Origin of the sequence: Shimia isoporae (genome assembly GCF_004346865.1) — a bacterium.
Lineage (GTDB): Bacteria > Pseudomonadota > Alphaproteobacteria > Rhodobacterales > Rhodobacteraceae > Shimia > Shimia isoporae.
Window position 1 is genome coordinate 471,854 of record NZ_SMGR01000003.1, and the last position, 19,168, is coordinate 491,021.

A 19,168-nucleotide genomic window follows, 5' to 3' on the forward strand; every position below is an offset into this window, starting at 1 on the left:
CACCTGCGTTTGGGAATAGACTCAGACTCGGGGAGGTTCATCGTTTTGAAACGGGGGACCGGAGCATGGCTCAAATCGCAAATTACACTTTTGACCAGAATACCAACTGCAAGCTGATCGATTCCGCAGGTCCGGAAGACAACAGCGGCTGGCTCTATGGAGATGCGTTCGCGCACGGCGGCGTCGGGCACTTCGACGGCCATCGCGACTATGGTCTGGTCAAACCGGATCCTATCTTTGGACTGGATCAGGGCACCATCGCCATCGAATTCACGCAGGAAGCGCCGTCTTGCGGCAACTACCCCTGGAACGGTGCACAGACGTTGTTTTCAACAGACGCGCACGGTCTGGGCGCAGAAGGCGGCCATTTGTCGATCTTCATCAATGCGTGTGGAGAAATCGTTGTGCGCCATCAGACCGACGACCAGAGCCACTATTATTCAGGCGGTAAGGTTGTTCCGGGAGAACCCGTACAGATGTCCTATTCTTTCGGCCCTGAAGGCAGCGTTCTGTCCGTGAATGGCACCGTTGTCGACACAGGATGTGTGCCACACCACATGGCTGGTGACACAAACCCGATCGCGATCGGTGCGGGTTTGACAAGCGCCTCGGAGGGCACCGCCAACGACGTGCGCGGCTTCTTCAACGGCGAAATAGACAGGGTCGCGATCTATGACACAATCGAACGGCCGGATAATTGCTTCCCCTGCTTTGTCGCAGGCACAATGGTGCTGACCCCAACAGGTCAAGTGCCCATTGAAACACTCAAGCCCGGTGATCTGGTGACCACCATGGATTGTGGTCCGCAGCCGGTGGTCTGCGTCACCCAGACGCGGGTGGATGCCCGCACCCTGAAACACACCCGCAAATCGCGCCCGATCTCTGTGCCGGTTCATGCCGCCGGTCAGCCCGCGCCAGTCCACATCTCGCGGCAGCACTGCGTCATGATGCAGGCCGGTGACCGTGAGGTTCTTGTTCGAGCCGCACACCTTGAAAAGGTCGGGATGGCAACTCAGGATGACGCAGCTTCCGAAGTGATCTATGTGCATCTGCTGCTCAAGGATCACCACGTCATCTGCGCCGATGGCGCACCATGCGAGACACTCAAGGCTGGCAAAATGGCGGACCGCAACCTGCGCGCAGACGGTTTGGACGAAACCGCGAACAACCTGCCATACATGCTGCCGGCACGCCCTATTCTGGACGGACGACAAGTCCGCGCTCTTCACAAAGCGGGTAAATTGAATTTCGCCCGCTGGAGCCCGCACTTTGTTCAGGTTCCGCCGCACACCAGTTGCGCAGTTGCCTCCCACTAGTTGCAGATCAGGCGACGATAGGCGCGTCGCCCAATCTCCGCATTGGTGCCTTTGTTTTGTCCGCATTGACCTGATAGCCTGCGGCTAAGGCAGATGGATAAAACGTCATGACGGACGAGCAGAAACAGCAACTGGACGACCTCAAGTCCGCGCCGGAAGATAACCTTCCCGCGGTGCATGATCCCGACGTGTTTTGGGACAGCCTCGCCGTTGCTGTTCCGGACGATGCGCAACTGTCCGACGCACGCGTAATCAGCGCCACACGCGACCACCCTGCGCATGCAGCTTTTGACATGTTGCGGACCAGAATGTTGCAAGCCCTGTCAGACAATGGCTGGACCCGTGTCGCAGTTACGGCACCGACACGCGGGTGCGGCAGTTCTTTCGTGACGCTCAACCTCGCCTATGCCGCAGCAAGGCTGCAAAACACCCGCACTGTCGTGATGGATCTGGACCTGCGCTCGCCCAGCCTTGGCGAGATGTTGAACGTCGAGGCACCGGACGACATGTCCGCCTACCTCTCGGGCGAAATCGCACCCGAAGACTTCCTGATCGCCACCCGCCCAAATCTGGCGTTCGGTCTGAGTGCTGGCTCCGCAGACAACTCTGCCGAGATGTTTCAGGCAACAATGACGACAGATGTGCTCGACGAGCTCGGCGACCTGCTGCAACCCGAACTGATCCTGTTCGACATGCCCCCCGCGCTGGAGTTTGACGACGTTCTGGCCTTCCTGCCGAATGTGGATGCTGTGCTGATCGTTGCCGGTGGTGGCGTCAGCTCAGCCGAGGAAATCACCAAGGTCGAACAGATTTTGTCTGACGTGAAACCGATCCTTGGTGTGATGCTGAACAAAGCCGACGGACCAGTGTCTTACTGACATTGGCACGGGAGCGGCTGACCGGTCGCCCTACTCTCGTCGGCCATCTATTCGCCGCCCGCTTTCCGCATCAAACAGATGCCAGCTTTCAGGCGCAGCCGAAAACCGCATTTCTGTTTCAGCTTCAACAGTGACATGCCCTTGCAGGCTGATCACAACTTCCGTTTCAGTGCCCGAAAGCATTCCGTGTAGCAATGTATTCGCACCAAGCTGTTCGAACAGTTGCACCACGACCGCAATCGGCCCACGATCATCTTTCCGCAGATGTTCAGGCCGCACACCAAGTGTCACAGCGCCATCCACAGGCGTCTGGGTCTCGACTTCGACGCCATTGCCCAACTTCACCATGGTTCCAGCACTGAGAGCGGGCAGGAAATTCATCGACGGGCTACCAATAAACCCCGCAACAAACGTTGTCGCAGGACGGTCATAAAGCTCAATCGGCGTACCAAACTGTTCGACGTAGCCGCCATTCAGCACCATCAAGCGGTCGCCCAGCGTCATCGCTTCGACCTGGTCGTGGGTGACATATATCGCGGTCACCCCAAGGCGCTGTTGCAACTTGCGGATCTCCAAGCGCATCTGCACACGCAGCTTGGCATCGAGATTGGAAAGCGGCTCGTCAAACAGGAACACCTGCGGATCGCGCACGATTGCCCGCCCCATCGCAACACGCTGGCGCTGACCTCCCGAAAGCTGGCGCGGCTTGCGCTCCAGGTAGGGTTTGATCTCCAGAATGTCGGCGGCTTCCTCGACCCGGCGCGCGATTTCAGCCTTGCCTATTTTCCGGATTTTCAAACCGTACGCCATATTTTCCCGGACGCTCATGTGTGGGTACAGCGCATAGTTTTGGAACACCATCGCGATGTCCCTATCAGCTGGTTCCAGATCGTTCACAACCCGATCGCCAATCGAGATTTCGCCACCGGTAACGCTTTCCAGACCCGCCACCATGCGCAACAGCGTGGACTTGCCACATCCCGACGGCCCAACGATCACGATCAGTTCGCCATCTCGGATTTCGCCATCTATGTGATGCAGAACCTCGGTCTGGGCATAAGTCTTCACGAGGTCTTTTAGAGTAATGGATGCCATCTGCGTCTTGCCTATTTGTCGGTCTCGGTCAGCCCTTGCACAAAGAGCTTTTGCATTGCGATCACTACGAACACCGGCGGGACCATCGCCAGCAGGGCGGTCATCATGATGATGTTCCACTCAAGCGTCTGCTCAGCGGCCTCAAGCATCTGCTTGATGCTCATGACAATGGTGGTCATCGAGGTGTCGGTCGTGATGAGAAGAGGCCAGAGATACTGGTTCCAGCCATAGATAAAGAGGATCACAAAGAGCGCTGCGATATTTGTCCGGCTCAGGGGAATCAGGATGTCCCAGAAAAACCGCAGCGGTCCGGCTCCGTCGATCCGTGCACTTTCCAACATTTCATCCGGAATGGTCAGGAACACCTGACGGAACATGAAAGTTGCAGTCGCCGAAGCAATCAGCGGCACGGTCAGCCCCCAATAGCTGTTCAGCATTCCGAGGTTGGCCACCACTTCAAAAGTCGGGAGAATGCGCACTTCGACCGGCAGCATGAGCGTGATGAAAATCATCCAGAAAAAGCCCATGCGGAAAGGAAAGCGGAAGTAGACAATCGCAAAAGCCGACAAGAGCGAAATCGCAATCTTGCCAAAGGCAATCATCAGCGCCATCGCCAGCGAGTTCAGCAACATCCGCCAGACAGCAGCGCCTTCGCTACCTGGCTGAACAACCCCAAACAACGTGCGGTTCAAATTGGGCCAGAACTGATCCCCCGGCCAAAGCGGAATCGGCGCTTGGGTCATTCGCACAGCATCATGTGTAGCGGCCACAAATGTGATCCAGATCGGCAGTGCAATGATTGCCACGCCAGCAATGAGGATAATGTGTGACAGGATCGTCAAATAGGGGCGATGCTCGACCATCAGTATTCCACCTTTCGTTCGACATAGCGGAACTGGACGACGGTCATGGCGATAACGAGAACCATAAGGATCACGGATTGGGCCGCGGATCCGCCAAGATCCAGCCCGACGAAGCCGTCGTTGAAAACCTTGTAGACAAGAATGGTGGTACTGTTCGCAGGCCCCCCCTGCGTCACGGCATGGATGATGCCGAAGGTGTCGAAAAAGGCATAGACTGCGTTGATCACCAACAGGAAGAACGTTGTTGGTGAAATCAACGGAAAGATCACATCAAAAAACCGGCGCACAGGCCCTGCACCGTCAATCGCCGCCGCCTCGATCACGGATCGTGGAATGGACTGCATCGCAGCAAGATAGAACAGAAAGTTATAGGCGATCTGCTTCCAAGCAGCGGCAACCACCACCAACAGCATCGCTTGCGATCCGTTCAGATAGTGGTTCCACTCATAGCCCACCATGTCCAGAACAAATGGGAAAATGCCGACTGTCGGGTTGAACATAAAGACCCACAATGCACCTGCCAGAACCGGCGCAATCGCATAGGGCCAGATCAACAGCGTGCGATATGCTGTGGCACCGCGCACAATGCGATCCGCAAAAGCCGCAAGGATCAACGCTGACCCCATCGAAAGGACCGCGACAGACACCGAGAAAAAAATCGTCCGGCCGAAAGCATCCAGATAAAGAGGGTCTTGCAAAAGAACCTGAAAGTTCTCGAACCAGACAAACTCCGTCGACAGCCCGAAGGCGTCTTCGATCAGGAAAGACTGGTAAACAGCCTGACTGGCAGGCCAGAGAAAGAAAATCACCGTGATGATGATTTGCGGCGCCACCAACAGATAGGGCAGTGGCGAAGAAGGAAAATGCACGCGCTTGAGCATGGGTCAGCCGGGTCAGTCAAAAAGAGAGGCCCCGGCGCAAAACGCCGGGGCCAGATGCCGCGTTGCGGGAGTTACATCGCAGCGCGTTCAAATTTGCGCAGCAGCGCATTGCCTCGTTCGGCCGCAGCGTCGAGCGCCTCGGTTGCAGTCTTGTCACCGGCCCAAAGAGCTTCCAGCTCTTCGTTGATGATGTCGCGGATCTGCACGAAGTTGCCGAAACGGATGCCGCGGGAGTTTGCCGTCGGTGTGTTCAGGCTCAACTGCTGGATCGCGGTGTCGGTGCCGGGGTTGCTGTCATAGAAACCCTGCTCTTTGGACAGTTCGTACGCAGCAGTTGTGATCGGCACATAACCAGTTTCCTGATGCCACCATGCCTGAACTTCCGGCGAGGAAAGATAGGTCATGAACTGTGCCAGACCCTTGTATTCTTCGCTTTCGTGGCCGGTCAGCGCCCAAAGGGTCGCGCCGCCGATGATCGAGTTCTGCGGCGCTTCGGCGATCGAAGCGTCCAGCGGCAGCATGGTCTGGCCGTAGTTGAACTTCGCCTGTGTCTTGATCGAACCGTAGTATGCGGAGGAATTCATCCACATTGCGCACTCACCGTTGGTGAACATCGGCAGGGAGTCACCGCGGCGACCGCCGTATTTAAACGCTTTGCTGGCGCTGCTGTCGGCGATGGTCTGCAGGCGTGCCGCGACCTTGTCGTTGTTGAAGGTGAATTCGGTATCAAAACCGGCGTAGCCGTTCTCTTTGGTACCCATCGGCAGATCGTGCCATGCGGAGAAGTTCTCAACCATGACCCAGCTCTGCCAGCCAAATGAGAAACCGCAGTCCATGCCGTTGGCGCCGAGTTTTTCGGACGCCATCATCACGTCGTCCCAGGTTTTCGGCACGTCAACACCGGCTTCTGCCAGAGCATCAGCGTTGTACCACATCACCGGGGTGGAGCTGTTGAACGGCATCGAGAGCAGTTCGCCTTCCGGTGTCTGATAGTAGGAGATCACAGCCGGCAGGAATGCGTCGCGGTCAAATGCCTCGCCCGCATCGTTCATCATCTGCTCAATCGGATAAACCGCGCCTTTGGCGGCCATCATGGTTGCTGTGCCAACTTCGAAAACCTGAACCAGATGCGGGTGCTCTTTCGCACGGAACGCCGCAACTGCAGCGGTCATGGTTTCGGTGTAGTTGCCTTTGTAGGTCGGAATGATCTTGAATTCCGACTGGCTGGCGTTGAAGTCGTTCGCCATCTTTTCGACGCGCTCGCCGTTGGTGCCGCCCATGGCGTGCCACCAGTGAACTTCGGTCTGAGCAGCCGCTGCGCCCGCGACCATGCCAAACGCCGCGCTGGCAAGAAGGGCTTTCGAAAGGGTCATTTTTCTCTCCCTGGAGATGAATGGTTTCTGCGGCCGGAGAATTTGGGGAAGCCGGAAATAATTCAAGTGAACCTTTTGCGACGCCGATATAACTTGATGTTATGTTCGACCTGAGGCATCCCAAGGGCAACAAAAACTCAGGCTGGGGTGGGGTCATGCCATTCAAAATCCGGCAGCTCGAAGCTTTCCGAGCTGTTTCCGACAGCGGCAGTGTCACAAAAGCTGCATCTACTCTTGGCGTGTCACAGCCCGCTGTGAGTCGCCTGATGGCGGATTTCGCACGTGAAGTTGGCTTCGATCTTTTTCACCGACGCAACGGGGTGCTGGTCCCCACCAGCGACGCCCAATATCTCTTGAGCGAGGTTAAACGGGTGCTGGACGGTCTTGATCATCTCGACGATCTGCATCGCGATATCACCGAACGCAAAGGCGGCCACATACGCATCGCCTGCTTACCCGGATTTGCGACATCGTTTCTGCCGAGGGTTCTTGCAGACTTTCTGCGCGACAGGCCCGGTGTGACGGTTACGCTGGAACCGGACCGGCCCGAGCGCATCCTCGAATGGATCATCGGAGAACAGTATGACTGTGCCATCACCGACGGTTTCATCGGCCACCCGGCAACCGACAGCGAGGACCTCTATATTCGAACGATGTGCGTTCTCCCTCCCGGTCATCCTCTTCGTGCAAAACCGGTGATCACACCTCAAGATCTGGCAGACGAGAAAATCATCCATACCCGCCGAGACAGCCGGTTCTTCTATCATGTGGCCAAGGCCTTTTCTGACGCCAAAACCCCTCTCAACAGCCTGATCGAAGTCCGGCAGTTCACCACCGCCTGCACACTGGTCTCGGAGGGCATGGGCGCTTCGATCGTCAGCGAATTGGATGCCGAGGAATACCGCGACACCGGTATCGTTATTCGCCCCTTTGAGCCGGGAATTACCCATCGCTTGTCGATTCTCCGTCCGGCGACAGGTGCAAGCGCGCCGGTGGTTCTTGATTTCATCAACGCGTTCACAACGGCGATTCAGCCTTTTGTAGCCCCGACCGACGACATGGCGCTGCATCCCCACGCCACCTAAACCGTTAAGATTTGAAGCAACGCCCTTCGCATCGCAAACAAACCGAACCAAACGCGCGCAAAGACTCAAACCGCGCGTTAGATTTCCTTTGTACGATCCCGCCAAAGTGACTTTGAATTCGGCCAGAATCGCGCTTAACCTGGCAACGTGCTCTGGCAGCCTGCAATTTCAGCCACCGAGCTAAATACCCATAGGACTGAAAATATTGAATAAATTACTCGTGCGATCTGATTTGCGCGGGCATTTCACGACGGAATTCTGTCCATTTAGAAAAACTTACAAGGTGGTCAGAATTTCGAAATTTCACCATCCCGCCAACGTTACTAAATCAGGTTGGCGAAGGAGAGGCCGAAACATCCAACTCGGAAAACGACCTCGATCCTCACTGAAAGGCGGGCAATGGACCCGTCAGATCTTAACTTTGAGAATGGAACAGAACGCCATGAAACTCCCCTCTTCCACCGCAACCAATCTCGAAAAACCGAACCTGCGCCACTTCCTGAAAACCCAGGACTTCACCCGCGCAGAACTGCAGGAAATCCTCGACCTGATGAAAATGCTGAAAGACGCACGCCGCGACAACGCCGTGCCTCAGCTCTTCAAAGGCAAAACTGTTGGCATGATCTTCGAACAGCCGTCCACCCGGACCCGTGTTTCCTTCGAAGCCGCAGCCACCATCCTTGGCGGTCATGCTCAGTTCCTGTCCCCCAATGACATCCACCTGGGCTCCAAAGAATCTCTGGAAGACACCGGCAAGGTTCTGTCCCGCATGGTCGACGTGATCATGGCGCGTGTTGACGTACACTCCACCGTTGCCGGCCTGGCAAAAGGCGCTTCGGTTCCTGTCATCAACGGCCTGTGCGATTGGCTGCACCCAACCCAGATGATGGCTGACATCTTCACCATGATCGAGCACCTGCCCGAAGGCAAAAAGATCGATGATCTGAAGGTTGCCTTTGTCGGTGACGCAACCAACGTTTCCAACGAACTTGCCATGATCTGCACCAAGTTCGGCATTGAATACGCGCACGTTGGTCCGAAGAAATACCACATGAACGCCGAAGTCGTCGGCATGATCGAAGACAACTGCAAAGAGTATGGCGGCTCCTTCGTGATGACCGAAGACATCAACGCAGTCAAAGGCTTCGACATTCTGGTAGCAGACAGCTTCTACTGGTTCGGTCAGGAAGCCGAAAAAGAAGAGCGTCTGGCAACCTTCATGCCTGAGTACGTTGTTGACCAGCGCCTGATGGACATCGCCGGCCCGCAAGCCATGTTCATGCACTGCCTGCCTGCAAACGACCAGCGCGAAACCACCCGCGAAGTCATGGACGGCGACCGCTCCGTGATCATGGACGAAGCAGAAAACCGCCTGACCGCGCAAATGGCTCTGCTGGTGTACTTCACCCACAAAGACATGCCGAAACCTTCGGCCGAAGTGGTCAAAGCACACGAAGACAAGATCTCCGGTTTCCTCGCAAACATCTGATCTTTCTAAAGACCCCGTGGCGCATCCCTCGCGCCACGGGAACTCCCCCCCTTTCCCCCTTCTCTCTCCCCCCCGCTTCAGGAAGGAACGCAACATGAGAATTGTGGTAGCACTTGGCGGCAACGCCCTTCTCCAACGCGGTCAGGACATGACTGCTGAGAACCAGATGGAGAACATCCGCAAGGCCGCAAAATCGTTGGCAAAACTTGCAGAAAACAACGAAGTCGTCATCGCGCACGGCAATGGCCCGCAAGTCGGCCTGCTCGCTCTTCAAGCCTCCGCATACGAAGGCGTCGACCCCTATCCGCTTGACGTACTCGGCGCAGAATCCGTTGGCCAGATCGGCTATATGCTCGAACAGCAAGTCGGCAACCTGTTGACCGACAAGAAATTCGCAACCCTTCTGACCCAGATCGAAGTCGACCCGCGCGACCCGGCCTTCCAGAACCCGACCAAGTTCATCGGCCCCGTCTACGACAAAGAGACCTCCGAGCGTCTGGCCGAGGAAAAAGGCTACGTCTTCAAGGCAGATGGCGAATACTTCCGCCGCGTGGTCGCCTCCCCGCTTCCACAGCGCATCTTTGAAGTAGATGTCATCAAGACCCTGATCGAAAACGAGACCGTTGTGATCTGTGCCGGCGGCGGCGGTATCCCGACCGCATACGGTGAAGACGGCGGCCTGCACGGCGTTGAAGCCGTGATCGACAAGGATCGCGCAGCAGCCCTTCTCGCCCGCGAAGTCGGTGCAGACGCGCTGATGATCCTGACCGACGTTGACGCGGTTTACCTCGACTGGGGAACCGAAGATCAGAAAGCCATCCGCAAGGTATCCCCGAACGCATTCGGTGCCTTCGAATTCCCTGATGGCTCCATGGGTCCGAAAGTCGAAGCTGCAGTCGAATTCGCACGCTCCACCGGCGGTGTCTCCTGCATCGGCAACCTGGAAGACGCCATCGAAATGCTTGAAGGCAAGGCCGGCACCACGGTTACCAGCCGCTGCAAAGAGACCGAACTGGTCTAAGCACCCCCATTTCCCGAGGCATTCCTCCTCACCCTGATGCCTCGGGATCTCACCCCGCCTAACGGCGATTTTACTCAAACGAAAGTCAGAAAAATGTCGGAAGAATCCACTGGCAAAATGGGGCTTATGAGCCTGACACTCTTCAGTGTCAGCGCCGTGCTTGTCATTGACACGCTCACCGCCTCTGCTTCGCTCGGGCCATCCGCTATCACCTGGTGGCTCATCACCCTCGTATTGTTCGTTATTCCCTACGGCCTCGTCTCCATCGAACTCGGCACCGCTTATCCCGGCGAAGGCGGGATCTATGACTGGGTGAAACGTGCTTACGGCTCTCGCTGGGCCGTCCGGACCACCTGGTTCTACTGGATCAACGTCGCGCTCTGGATGCCGGCAGTCTACATCATGTTCGCCGGTATGTTTGCCGAGATGTTCATGCCCGACCTCGGTCTCTGGCCGCAGATCGCGATCTGTGTCGTGCTGACCTGGATCACCATCTGGATCTGCAACAAATCTGTTGATGCAGGCGTTTGGGTTGTGAACGCGGGTGCTGCAGCCAAGATCATTGTGATCGCCGTTCTGGGCGTCGGTGGTTTCGTCTACGCAGCCAAAAACGGTGTCGCCAACGAGTTCTCAATGACCGCAATGGTTCCAAGCTTTGACTCGGCACTCGGCTTCCTGCCCGTGATCGTTTTCAACCTGCTTGGCTTCGAACTGATTGCAACCATGGGCAAAGAGATCAAAAACGCAAAACGGGACATCCCGGCGTCGATCTTCCTGTCCGCAGCACTCGTAACCGGCCTCTACATCTTCGGCACCATCGGTATCCTGATGGCGATGCCTGTTGAAGAAATCGGTCTGGTTGCTGGCCTGATCGCCACCCTGCAGAAACTGTTCGGCACCGGCGCATTCGGCAACTTCATGGTCTACACAGTAGGCACACTGGCCCTCTTCACCTTTGTTTCGAACATGGTGACCTGGACCATGGGTGCATCCCGTGCCGCTATGGAAGCCGCGCAAACCGGCGAACTGCCTGCCCTGGTTGCTAAAGAAGACCCGACCCACGGTACTCCGGTTGGCGCCAACAACATCACTGGTGTTGTCTCCACCGCCGTCATCGTGATCTACGGCTTCGCCCTGACCATGCTGGGCACTGCAACCGGCGACGAGCTGTTCTGGACTGTCTTTGCCTTCTCGAGCTGCATCTTCCTGCTGCCTTACCTCTTCATGTTCCCCGCGCACATCACCCTGCGCAAGCATGATGCGGCCACCCCACGCCCCTTCAAGGTCCCCGGTGGCATGGGCATGCAGTACTTCATTGCAGCCGTTTGCTTGCTCTTCGTTGGCCAGGCCGTTCTGCTCTTCATCTTCCCGGAAATCTTCTCCGGCGTGATTGACTGGGCATACACGATCCCTGTTGCCATCGGTCTGTTCGCAACCATCGGTATCGGCGAGTATCTGCTCGCAGGCGCCGAAAAGCGGATGGCAAAACTGGGCACCGCAGCCGAATAATATCTCACTGGGGTTGGCGGCGGACGCCGCCAACCTTACCTAACTCCCCAGACATCTAGGAACCTTGAAATGAGCAAAGTTCATACAACCCTCCCCGCCTCCGACGGCTTCTACATGCCCGGCGAACACACACCGCACGCGGAAATCTGGATGGCCTGGCCCGAACGCACTGACAACTGGCGTGACGGCGGCAAACCAGCGCAACGCTGCTTCGTCGAAGTCGCCAAAGCCATTTCCGAAGTGACCCCTGTCACCATGGCTGTCTCTGCCGAACAATATGACAACGCACGCTCTCGCCTGCCTGAAAACATCCGCGTTGTGGAAATGTCCACCAACGACAGCTGGATGCGCGATATCGGCCCGACCTATGTGGTCAACGGCAAAGGCGAACGTCGTGGCGTTCAATGGGAATTCAACGCTTGGGGCGGATTTGTAGATGGCCTGTACTGGCCATGGCACCGCGACAACGAAGTTGCAGGCAAAATCTGTGACATCCACCGCGATGACAGCTACAAGGCTGGCTTCGTTCTCGAGGGCGGCTCGATCCACACCGATGGCGACGGCACACTCTACACCAACGAAGAATGCCTCCTGCACCCTTCCCGTAACCCCGACATGACCAAGGAAGAGATCGAGCAGGCGCTCAAGGATCACCTCGGCATGGAAAAGGTCATCTGGTTGCCTGACGGTCTCTACAACGATGAAACCAACGGCCACATCGACAACCTGATCCACGTCGCGGGCCCTGGCAAAATCATCCTGTCCTGGACCGAAGACAAAGACGATCCCCAGTACGAGATCTCGCAGCGCGCCTATGACTTCCTGCGCAACGTGACAGACGCCAAGGGCCGCACGCTGGAAATCTTCAAGGTGACGATCCCTGGCCCGCTGTATTTCACAGCAGAAGAGGCTGCCGGCATCGACATGTCTGACGGCATGGAGCGTGAAGAAGGTGAACGGATGGCCGGCTCTTACGCCAACTTCCTTGTCACAAACGGCCGTATCATTCTGCCACTCCTTGACGAGAAGCACGATGACAACGCCCGTAAGGTTCTTCAGGAAGCCTTCCCGGATCACGAAATCGTCGGCGTTCAGGCCCGCGAAATTCTTCTGGGCGGAGGCAACGTCCACTGCATCACGCAGCAGGTTCCCGCCGTTTAAATACGGAAAACATGAAATGCCGGGCCATGGCCCGGCATTTTGCTTTTGAATTTGTCTCATATCAAAGATAGTGGGCCAACTATCGGCCTATTAATTTGCGGCTTTGCCAATGCGCATTTCTCCCGCAGACAAGGATACTTATGGACAGCGCCCCCGCTAAGAAGATCGGCCTTTTGGGCATAATTTTCTTCGTTTTTTCTGGCATGATCGGTTTTGACGGCCTCGCCGCCACCGCCGCTGTCGGCCCCTCTGTTTTCGGTTGGTGGGCGGTTGTGATTGTCGTTTTCCTCATCCCGAACCTGTTGATGAACTCAGAGCTCGGCACTGCCTTTCCCTCTGACGGCGCTATCTACGATTGGGCACACAAATCGCTCGGCGCGCGTCATGCCGCTCGGGTCGGATGGTTCTATTGGATCAACGTTCCGTTCTGGATGCCCGCAGTTTATCTGATCGCCTCAGGCATCCTTTCACTACTGTTTTTTCCCGACGCCCCGGTCTGGGTACAAACCGGCCTCGCCATCGCGATGGTCTGGTTCACCGTATTCATTTGCAACGCGCCTGCCGCAAAAGGCAACCTTGTGAACTTCATCGGTGGCGCCTCTAAGGTCATCGTTCTTCTGGCGCTGGTTCTCGGCGGCATCAGTTTTGTCAGCACCAACGGTCCCGCAAACATCATCACGTGGGAATCGATCCAGCCCCGCTTCGATGAAGGTTTCCGCTACGCACCTACGCTGGTCTACCTGATCGTCGGCGCCGAAACCGTCGCCTGCATGGGCGGCGCCCTCAAAAACCCGCGCCGGAACATCCCGCTGGGCCTGTTTATTGCCCTGAGCATCATTCTGGTGCTCTACAGCCTTGCAATTGCGGCGATGATGGTGGCGCTGCCTACCAGTGAACTTAGCCTCGTGGGCGGCATCACACAGACTTTCGCGATCTTGTTCGGCGACTCCGCCGCCGGTCGTGCCTTGACCGTCATCATGTCACTTGTGGCGATCGCTGCGTTGGTAACCTACATCGTGCCGTGGCTCATGGCATCGTCCCGCGCAGCTGCGGAAGGTGCCGACGCAAACGAAATGCCTGCCATTTTTGGCAAGCGCAACGCCGCGGGAAGCCCTGTGGGTGCCAATGTCATGACCGGCATCGTCGCAACCGTGGCCCTCTTGCTCTACACCTTCATGTCCGCCAGCGCCGACGAGCTTTTCTGGAGCCTGTTTGCCTTTGCAAGCTTCCTGCTTTTTGTGACGTACTTTTTTATGATCGCGAGCTTTGTGCGGCTTCGGGACACCCATCCGGATGCACCGCGCCCCTTCCGTGTCCCCGGCGGCAAGGTTGGTGTTTGGACCGTGGCCTTAATGCAGGCATTTGTTCTGGCTGTTTCTTGTTTGGTCTTCGTTTTCCCCGATATCATGGACGGGCGCATCAACCTTGAGGAAAGTGCCCCAACCATCATCGGTATTATTGGCTCCGTCATCCTGATCGAAGTTTTTGTACGGCGCATGGTCGCGCCGGCTCCGGTTGAGAAAACATCGTCCGGCTGAAATTGGCCCACCTCATCCGGTCAAACTGGACTCTGCCCGCTCGTCCTGTAAGTCTGTGCAAACCGTAGCAAAATGCACGACGAGCGCGCCGCAATGCACAGAAACATGCCACCACTGAATGCCATTCGTGCATTCGAGGCCGTCGCCCGGCACGAACATCTCGGGCGGGCTGCGGATGAGCTCAACGTCACGCATAGCGCAGTCAGTCAACAGCTCAAACATCTGGAGGAATGGTTCGAACAGGAATTGTTCTCGCGTGTCAAAGGTCGGCTTTACCTGAATTCGGCGGGGCAGGAACTCCTTAGCGGGTACACTCAGGCGCTCGACCTGATGCAGGACACGACAGAACTGCTTCTACGACGGGGTCCCGGCGATCACCTTACCCTGCACTCCGATCCTGCCTTCTTCTCCAAAGTTCTTATGCCCCTCGGAGACGTCGCCCGTTCCGCAGATAGTGGCGTAACGCTGGACGTCAAAACCGCCACGATCAGCGGCTCTGCGTTTCCGGAAACCGCTGACATCGTGATTACACACTCAAAGCACGACAACTGGCGAAATGTGCACCGTGAACACCTGTTGGATGTACATGGGTTTCCTGCCTGTGCACCCTCTTTGTTGGAACGGTATGACCGCCCCAACCGACCGCTTGACCTGAGGCGCCTGCCACTTTTGCACGGTGCTGACCGCGACAGCTGGAACTCATGGCTTGTGGAATATGCCGGTTCGACAAGCGCAGGATGCGCAAACACCTACTACGACGACTTTTCAATGACGATCAACGCGGCGGTGCGCGGGCGCGGCGCCATCCTCGCCGATCCGGTGCTTTGCGAATATGAACTGGAAACCGGTCAATTGGTGCCGCTGTTTAACAACACGATTCTGGAGGTCAGTTACTACGCCTTCTGCACAAACCTGAAATACTCCACCCGCGCGGTGCGGCGCGCCTTCGACAATATCGTAAAGATGCTGCGCACGCACGACGCCACCATTCGGGCCAAAGAACAGAATCGGGAACCCGCGCACCGTCCCTGGGACACTGCCAGTACCGCGCCGCGCCTGGACTGACGTTTGACCGACGCGATACCGACGTTTTACAGACTGCCGGATCAGGCGTGTTCAGCCTTCACCATGTCCGCACATTTTTCGCCAATCATGATCGTTGGCGCGTTCGTGTTGCCACTTACAAGTGTCGGCATGACTGAGGCATCCGCCACCCTCAGCCCTTCCATGCCACGTACCTTGAGCTCAGGGTCAACCACCGCCATCTCGTCGACGCCCATCTTGCAGGTTCCAACGGGGTGATAAACCGTATCGGCCCTTGACCGGATGTGATCTTCCCACTCCGCGTCTGTCATGTTGTCGTGCAGACCAAACAACTCCTTGTGTTTGTACCCCTTCATCGCCGGCGCCTCCATCACAGCCCGGGTCATCTTTGCGCCTTTGATCATGGTCTGCATGTCGCGGTCATCCGCAAAGAAATTCGGATCGATTTTTGGCGGCGCCAGCGGATCTGCGGAGTTGAGCGTCACCTCGCCACGAGAGTAGGGGCGCAACACGCAAATATGGCACGAGTACCCGTGACCGAGATGAAGCTTGCGCGCGTGGTCATCGACAATCGAAATCACGAAATGCGTTTGCACGTCAGGCCGGTCGAGGCCACTGTCGGTTTTGAAGAACGAACCGGCTTCGGCAATCGTGGAAGCAATCATCGAGTTGCCGTCTTTGCGCCACTTGAAGATTTCGCTGGTCAGCTTGGCCGTGGCCCGCAAGCCGATACCGATATTGTCGGTATCCTTGGTTTTGTAGGCGAGAATAAAGTCGATGTGGTCCTGAAGGTTTTGCCCGACGCCATCCAATTCATGTTGCAATTCAATACCATGCGGCGTGATATCTTCGGCCCTTCCAATGCCGGAGAGTTGCAGAAGCTGAGGACTTTGAAATGCGCCACCACACAGGATCACCTCCTTGTCAGCTCGCACCTCATGATCCTTTCGGCCTTGGCGATAGGCCACCCCGACGGCGCGCTTGCCCTCCAGCAGGATTTTTGTCGCGTGCGCTCCTGTGATCACGGTCAAATTGGGGCGGTCATCCATCACCGGATGCAAATACCCCGCAGCGGCTGAACAACGCTCCCCGTTCTTCTCCTGCGCATGAAACTGGGTGCACTGATAGATACCCGCGCCCTCGTTGTCGCCGTCGTTAAAATCTGCCGTCTCACGAATTTGCATCTCGCCATTTGCCTCGACGAAGGCCCGTGAAATTGGCCGCGGCGCTTTCGCGTTCGAGACTTGCAACGGACCGGAATCCCCGTGAAATTCGTCCCCGCCATTGATGTTGTTTTCTGCCTTTTTAAAGTACGGCAGCACCTCGTCCCAACTCCAGCCGGCACACCCGAGATCGGACCAGCCGTCATAATCCTCCCTCTGCCCCCGCACATATAGCATGGCGTTTATCGCGCTTGACCCGCCCAGCGCCTTTCCCCTCGGTTGATAACCCTTGCGGCCTTTCAGTCCCTTTTGGGGCACCGTTTCAAAAGCCCAGTTGTTGATCTTGCCGTGTCCGGGCAACATCGCGATCACACCCATTGGCGCGCGAACCAAAATACCGTCACCTTTGCCGCCAGCTTCCAGCAAACACACTTTCGTTGCCGGATTCTCGCTCAACCGCGCCGCAATAGTCGCACCGGCAGACCCCCCGCCAACAATCACAAAATCATAGCTCAAAACAGTCCCTCCCCAGAGCCGCACCAGATGTCCTCCCAAACGTCCGGACACGCTTTTTCTATGTCCTCTCATAGAAGCAGGGCCCGCACGCGCGCGTCCAGTTTTTATAGGCATCACGTGACCCAACGTTTTTTCACCCACAAAACAAAGGGTTTTCCACTTACTATCAAAGGGATACCTTCAGGCTGACGGGGAATTGTCTGGCATCCGCGCACCAAACTCGACAAGGTAGTATCGCGTAGACGTCCGTTTTCAGGGCAGCAAGTGAGGTGAGCAAGACGTGAGAGTTCCACATCGACTGGTGCGACTGACCGCCCTGTGTTTCGCGCTTCTTGTTCCCCCATTCCTTTTTGCGCAGGAAGGTCGCATACCCGCCTACGTGGGTTCCGAAACCTGCGCGGATTGCCATTCGGAAGCGTATGACGCATGGAAAACCTCCCATCACGGAGAGGCGTGGCGCAGGCCGGATGAGACCGTCCTTCAGGGCGCATTCGAAGGCGAGATATTCGAGCATAAGGGGATGCGCGCCACGTTCGACACAATAGAAGGCACTCGCCGAATATCTGTTGTCGAAGAAGACGGGAGCGAAGCCGTCTACGACTTGCATTCGGTGGGTGGCACCTATCCACTTCAACACCTCATTCTCGAAACCGAGGAAGGCCGCCTGCAAAGTTTTGACGTGGTTTGGGATGTCGATGCCCAGCGCTGGTACCACTTGTATCCCGAGCAGGATTTGCCGCCACAGGACGCATTCCATTGGAGTGGCGCTTACAAGAACTGGAACGCACGTTGCGCCGAATGCCACGCCACGGGGTTTGAGAAGAACTATGACTTCCGCAACAAATCATACCGGTCAACTCAGGTCGAAATCGGCGTGGGTTGCGAAGCCTGCCATGGTCCTGGAGAGGCCCACCTGACGCTGCAAAATGGCGGCACGATCGATTGGGCGATTTCTGTCGATGACTATGGTTTTACCGCGCAGATGGCGGATCCGAAAAGCGCAATGGAGCAATGTGCCGGCTGCCATTCCCGACGCGAGGCCTTCGGCAACGGCAACCCGCTGCCCGGAACACGCTTTGCTGACGCCTATAACCTCGCAATGTTGCGCCCCGGCCTATACCACCCGGACGGTCAGATCCTCGATGAAGTTTACGTTTATGGCTCTTTCCTGCAATCCAAGATGCATCAGAAGGGTGTAACTTGCGCCAACTGTCACACGCCGCACAGTGCCGAGACTTTGGCAGATGACAACGCGCTCTGTACCCAGTGTCATTCCCCTGCAGGCAACCCTGAATTCCCAACATTGCCGCTTGCGACATATGACAGCCCCGACCACACCCATCATGAAGAAGGGACATCTGGCGCGCAGTGCGTGAACTGCCACATGACAGATCGGGTTTACATGGGCACCGACCCGAGACGCGATCACAGTTTCCGCGTTCCCCGTCCCGATCTGACTGGCAAGATCGGCACGCCCAATGCGTGCACTGCCTGCCACGATGACAAGCCTGCCCGCTGGGCCGCGGATCAAATCACACAATGGTTCCCGCAAGGACAGTGGACCCAGAAACACTACGGCGAAATTCTGGAAGCCGGCCGGCTGAACCCCGTTGCCGCCTCAACCGACTTGTTCACACTGGCGCAAAACGAAGCCACACCTGGCCTTATCCGGGCCACGGCTCTCTGGTTGCTCGGTCCCGGCGCGGCAAGTCTCGAAATCGATGCGCTCGGCGCATTTCTCGACAATCCGGATCCACAAATCCGTGTTGGTGCATTGGACGCGCTTAAACAACGATCTCCACTGGTCACAACGCCCTACCTTTTAAGAGGGCTGAATGACGAAACCCGAGCCGTGCGCATTGCCGCCGCGCGAGCGATTCTGAGCCAGCCTCCCAACCGTATCACCGACGAACTGCGGGCAGCCACACGGCAGGCCTATTCCGAACTGGGGGGTATGATAAGAAATCAACTGGATTTTGCCGAAGCCCACCTACAGCTCGGCGGCTATGCCATGGTCGCGGGCGACATTCGCTCTGCGGTGGTCGCGTTGACCGAAGCCGTCAGAATCAATCCGCAAACGCCTCAGGCTTGGGAGTCTTTGATTCGAATGACCGCTCAAATTGAAGGGCGCGACCGCGCACGTGAAATGGCCGAAACCGCGCTCAAGCTGAACCCCGGCACTGTTTCGCTCATTGAATTGGTCGATCAACTCAACTGACATGAAAGTTCAATAGGT

General features: G+C 56.8%; 15 protein-coding genes. 10 read left to right on the top strand and 5 right to left on the bottom strand.

The window, feature by feature from the left end; translation table 11 throughout:
• The first annotated feature begins 65 nt into the window (after window positions 1-65).
• Window positions 66-1,316 (top strand): Hint domain-containing protein, encoded by a 1,251-nt coding sequence (locus BXY66_RS16585; RefSeq protein ID WP_132861494.1) that lies wholly within the window; start codon window positions 66-68, stop codon window positions 1,314-1,316.
• Window positions 1,317-1,423: 107 nt separating this feature from the next.
• Window positions 1,424-2,194, top strand: coding sequence for a CpsD/CapB family tyrosine-protein kinase (locus BXY66_RS16590; RefSeq protein ID WP_132861495.1), 771 nt, complete (start codon window positions 1,424-1,426; stop codon window positions 2,192-2,194).
• A 30-nt stretch (window positions 2,195-2,224) separates the two neighbouring features.
• Here BXY66_RS16590 and BXY66_RS16595 read toward each other — a convergent pair whose 3' ends face one another.
• From BXY66_RS16595 to ugpB, 4 genes are all read right to left on the bottom strand, one after another.
• Window positions 2,225-3,289, bottom strand: a complete 1,065-nt coding sequence (locus tag BXY66_RS16595) for a sn-glycerol-3-phosphate import ATP-binding protein UgpC (protein WP_132861496.1) — start codon at window positions 3,287-3,289, stop codon at window positions 2,225-2,227.
• Window positions 3,290-3,300: 11 nt separating this feature from the next.
• Window positions 3,301-4,152, bottom strand: a complete 852-nt coding sequence (gene ugpE, locus BXY66_RS16600) for a sn-glycerol-3-phosphate ABC transporter permease UgpE (protein WP_132861497.1) — start codon at window positions 4,150-4,152, stop codon at window positions 3,301-3,303.
• A complete protein-coding gene (gene ugpA / locus BXY66_RS16605) occupies window positions 4,152-5,033 on the bottom strand; it encodes a sn-glycerol-3-phosphate ABC transporter permease UgpA (RefSeq protein ID WP_132861498.1) in 882 nt (293 codons plus the stop codon). The genes ugpE and ugpA overlap by 1 nt, the downstream gene beginning before the upstream one ends.
• 71 nt (window positions 5,034-5,104) lie before the next feature.
• Entirely contained in the window at window positions 5,105-6,406 is a 1,302-nt protein-coding gene (ugpB, locus tag BXY66_RS16610; protein ID WP_132861499.1) for a sn-glycerol-3-phosphate ABC transporter substrate-binding protein UgpB, read from the bottom strand.
• 155 nt (window positions 6,407-6,561) lie between these two features.
• On the opposite strand from ugpB, the gene BXY66_RS16615 reads away from it, so the two are divergent.
• The 7 genes from BXY66_RS16615 (at window position 6,562) to BXY66_RS16645 (ending at window position 15,274) form a co-directional block, all read left to right on the top strand.
• On the top strand, window positions 6,562-7,491 hold the full coding sequence (locus tag BXY66_RS16615; RefSeq protein ID WP_132861500.1) for a LysR substrate-binding domain-containing protein: 930 nt from the start codon (window positions 6,562-6,564) through the stop codon (window positions 7,489-7,491).
• A 442-nt stretch (window positions 7,492-7,933) separates the two neighbouring features.
• Window positions 7,934-8,980, top strand: coding sequence for an ornithine carbamoyltransferase (argF, locus tag BXY66_RS16620; RefSeq protein WP_132861501.1), 1,047 nt, complete (start codon window positions 7,934-7,936; stop codon window positions 8,978-8,980).
• Between the two features lie 94 nt (window positions 8,981-9,074).
• Window positions 9,075-10,001, top strand: coding sequence for a carbamate kinase (arcC, locus tag BXY66_RS16625; RefSeq protein ID WP_132861502.1), 927 nt, complete (start codon window positions 9,075-9,077; stop codon window positions 9,999-10,001).
• A 93-nt stretch (window positions 10,002-10,094) separates the two neighbouring features.
• Entirely contained in the window at window positions 10,095-11,510 is a 1,416-nt protein-coding gene (locus BXY66_RS16630) for an APC family permease (RefSeq protein WP_132861503.1), read from the top strand.
• Between the two features lie 69 nt (window positions 11,511-11,579).
• Window positions 11,580-12,671, top strand: coding sequence for an agmatine deiminase (aguA, locus tag BXY66_RS16635; RefSeq protein ID WP_132861504.1), 1,092 nt, complete (start codon window positions 11,580-11,582; stop codon window positions 12,669-12,671).
• A 140-nt stretch (window positions 12,672-12,811) separates the two neighbouring features.
• Window positions 12,812-14,209, top strand: a complete 1,398-nt coding sequence (locus BXY66_RS16640; RefSeq protein WP_132861505.1) for an APC family permease — start codon at window positions 12,812-12,814, stop codon at window positions 14,207-14,209.
• Window positions 14,210-14,314: 105 nt separating this feature from the next.
• Entirely contained in the window at window positions 14,315-15,274 is a 960-nt protein-coding gene (locus tag BXY66_RS16645; RefSeq protein WP_165929223.1) for a LysR family transcriptional regulator, read from the top strand.
• A gap of 41 nt (window positions 15,275-15,315) precedes the next feature.
• Here BXY66_RS16645 and BXY66_RS16650 read toward each other — a convergent pair whose 3' ends face one another.
• Window positions 15,316-16,932, bottom strand: a complete 1,617-nt coding sequence (locus BXY66_RS16650) for a GMC family oxidoreductase (protein ID WP_132861507.1) — start codon at window positions 16,930-16,932, stop codon at window positions 15,316-15,318.
• A 280-nt stretch (window positions 16,933-17,212) separates the two neighbouring features.
• On the opposite strand from BXY66_RS16650, the gene BXY66_RS16655 reads away from it, so the two are divergent.
• Window positions 17,213-19,150 carry a multiheme c-type cytochrome gene (locus BXY66_RS16655; protein WP_243694411.1) on the top strand — a complete coding sequence of 646 codons (1,938 nt, stop codon included), beginning with the start codon at window positions 17,213-17,215 and terminating at the stop codon, window positions 19,148-19,150.
• The last annotated feature ends 18 nt before the right edge of the window (window positions 19,151-19,168 follow it).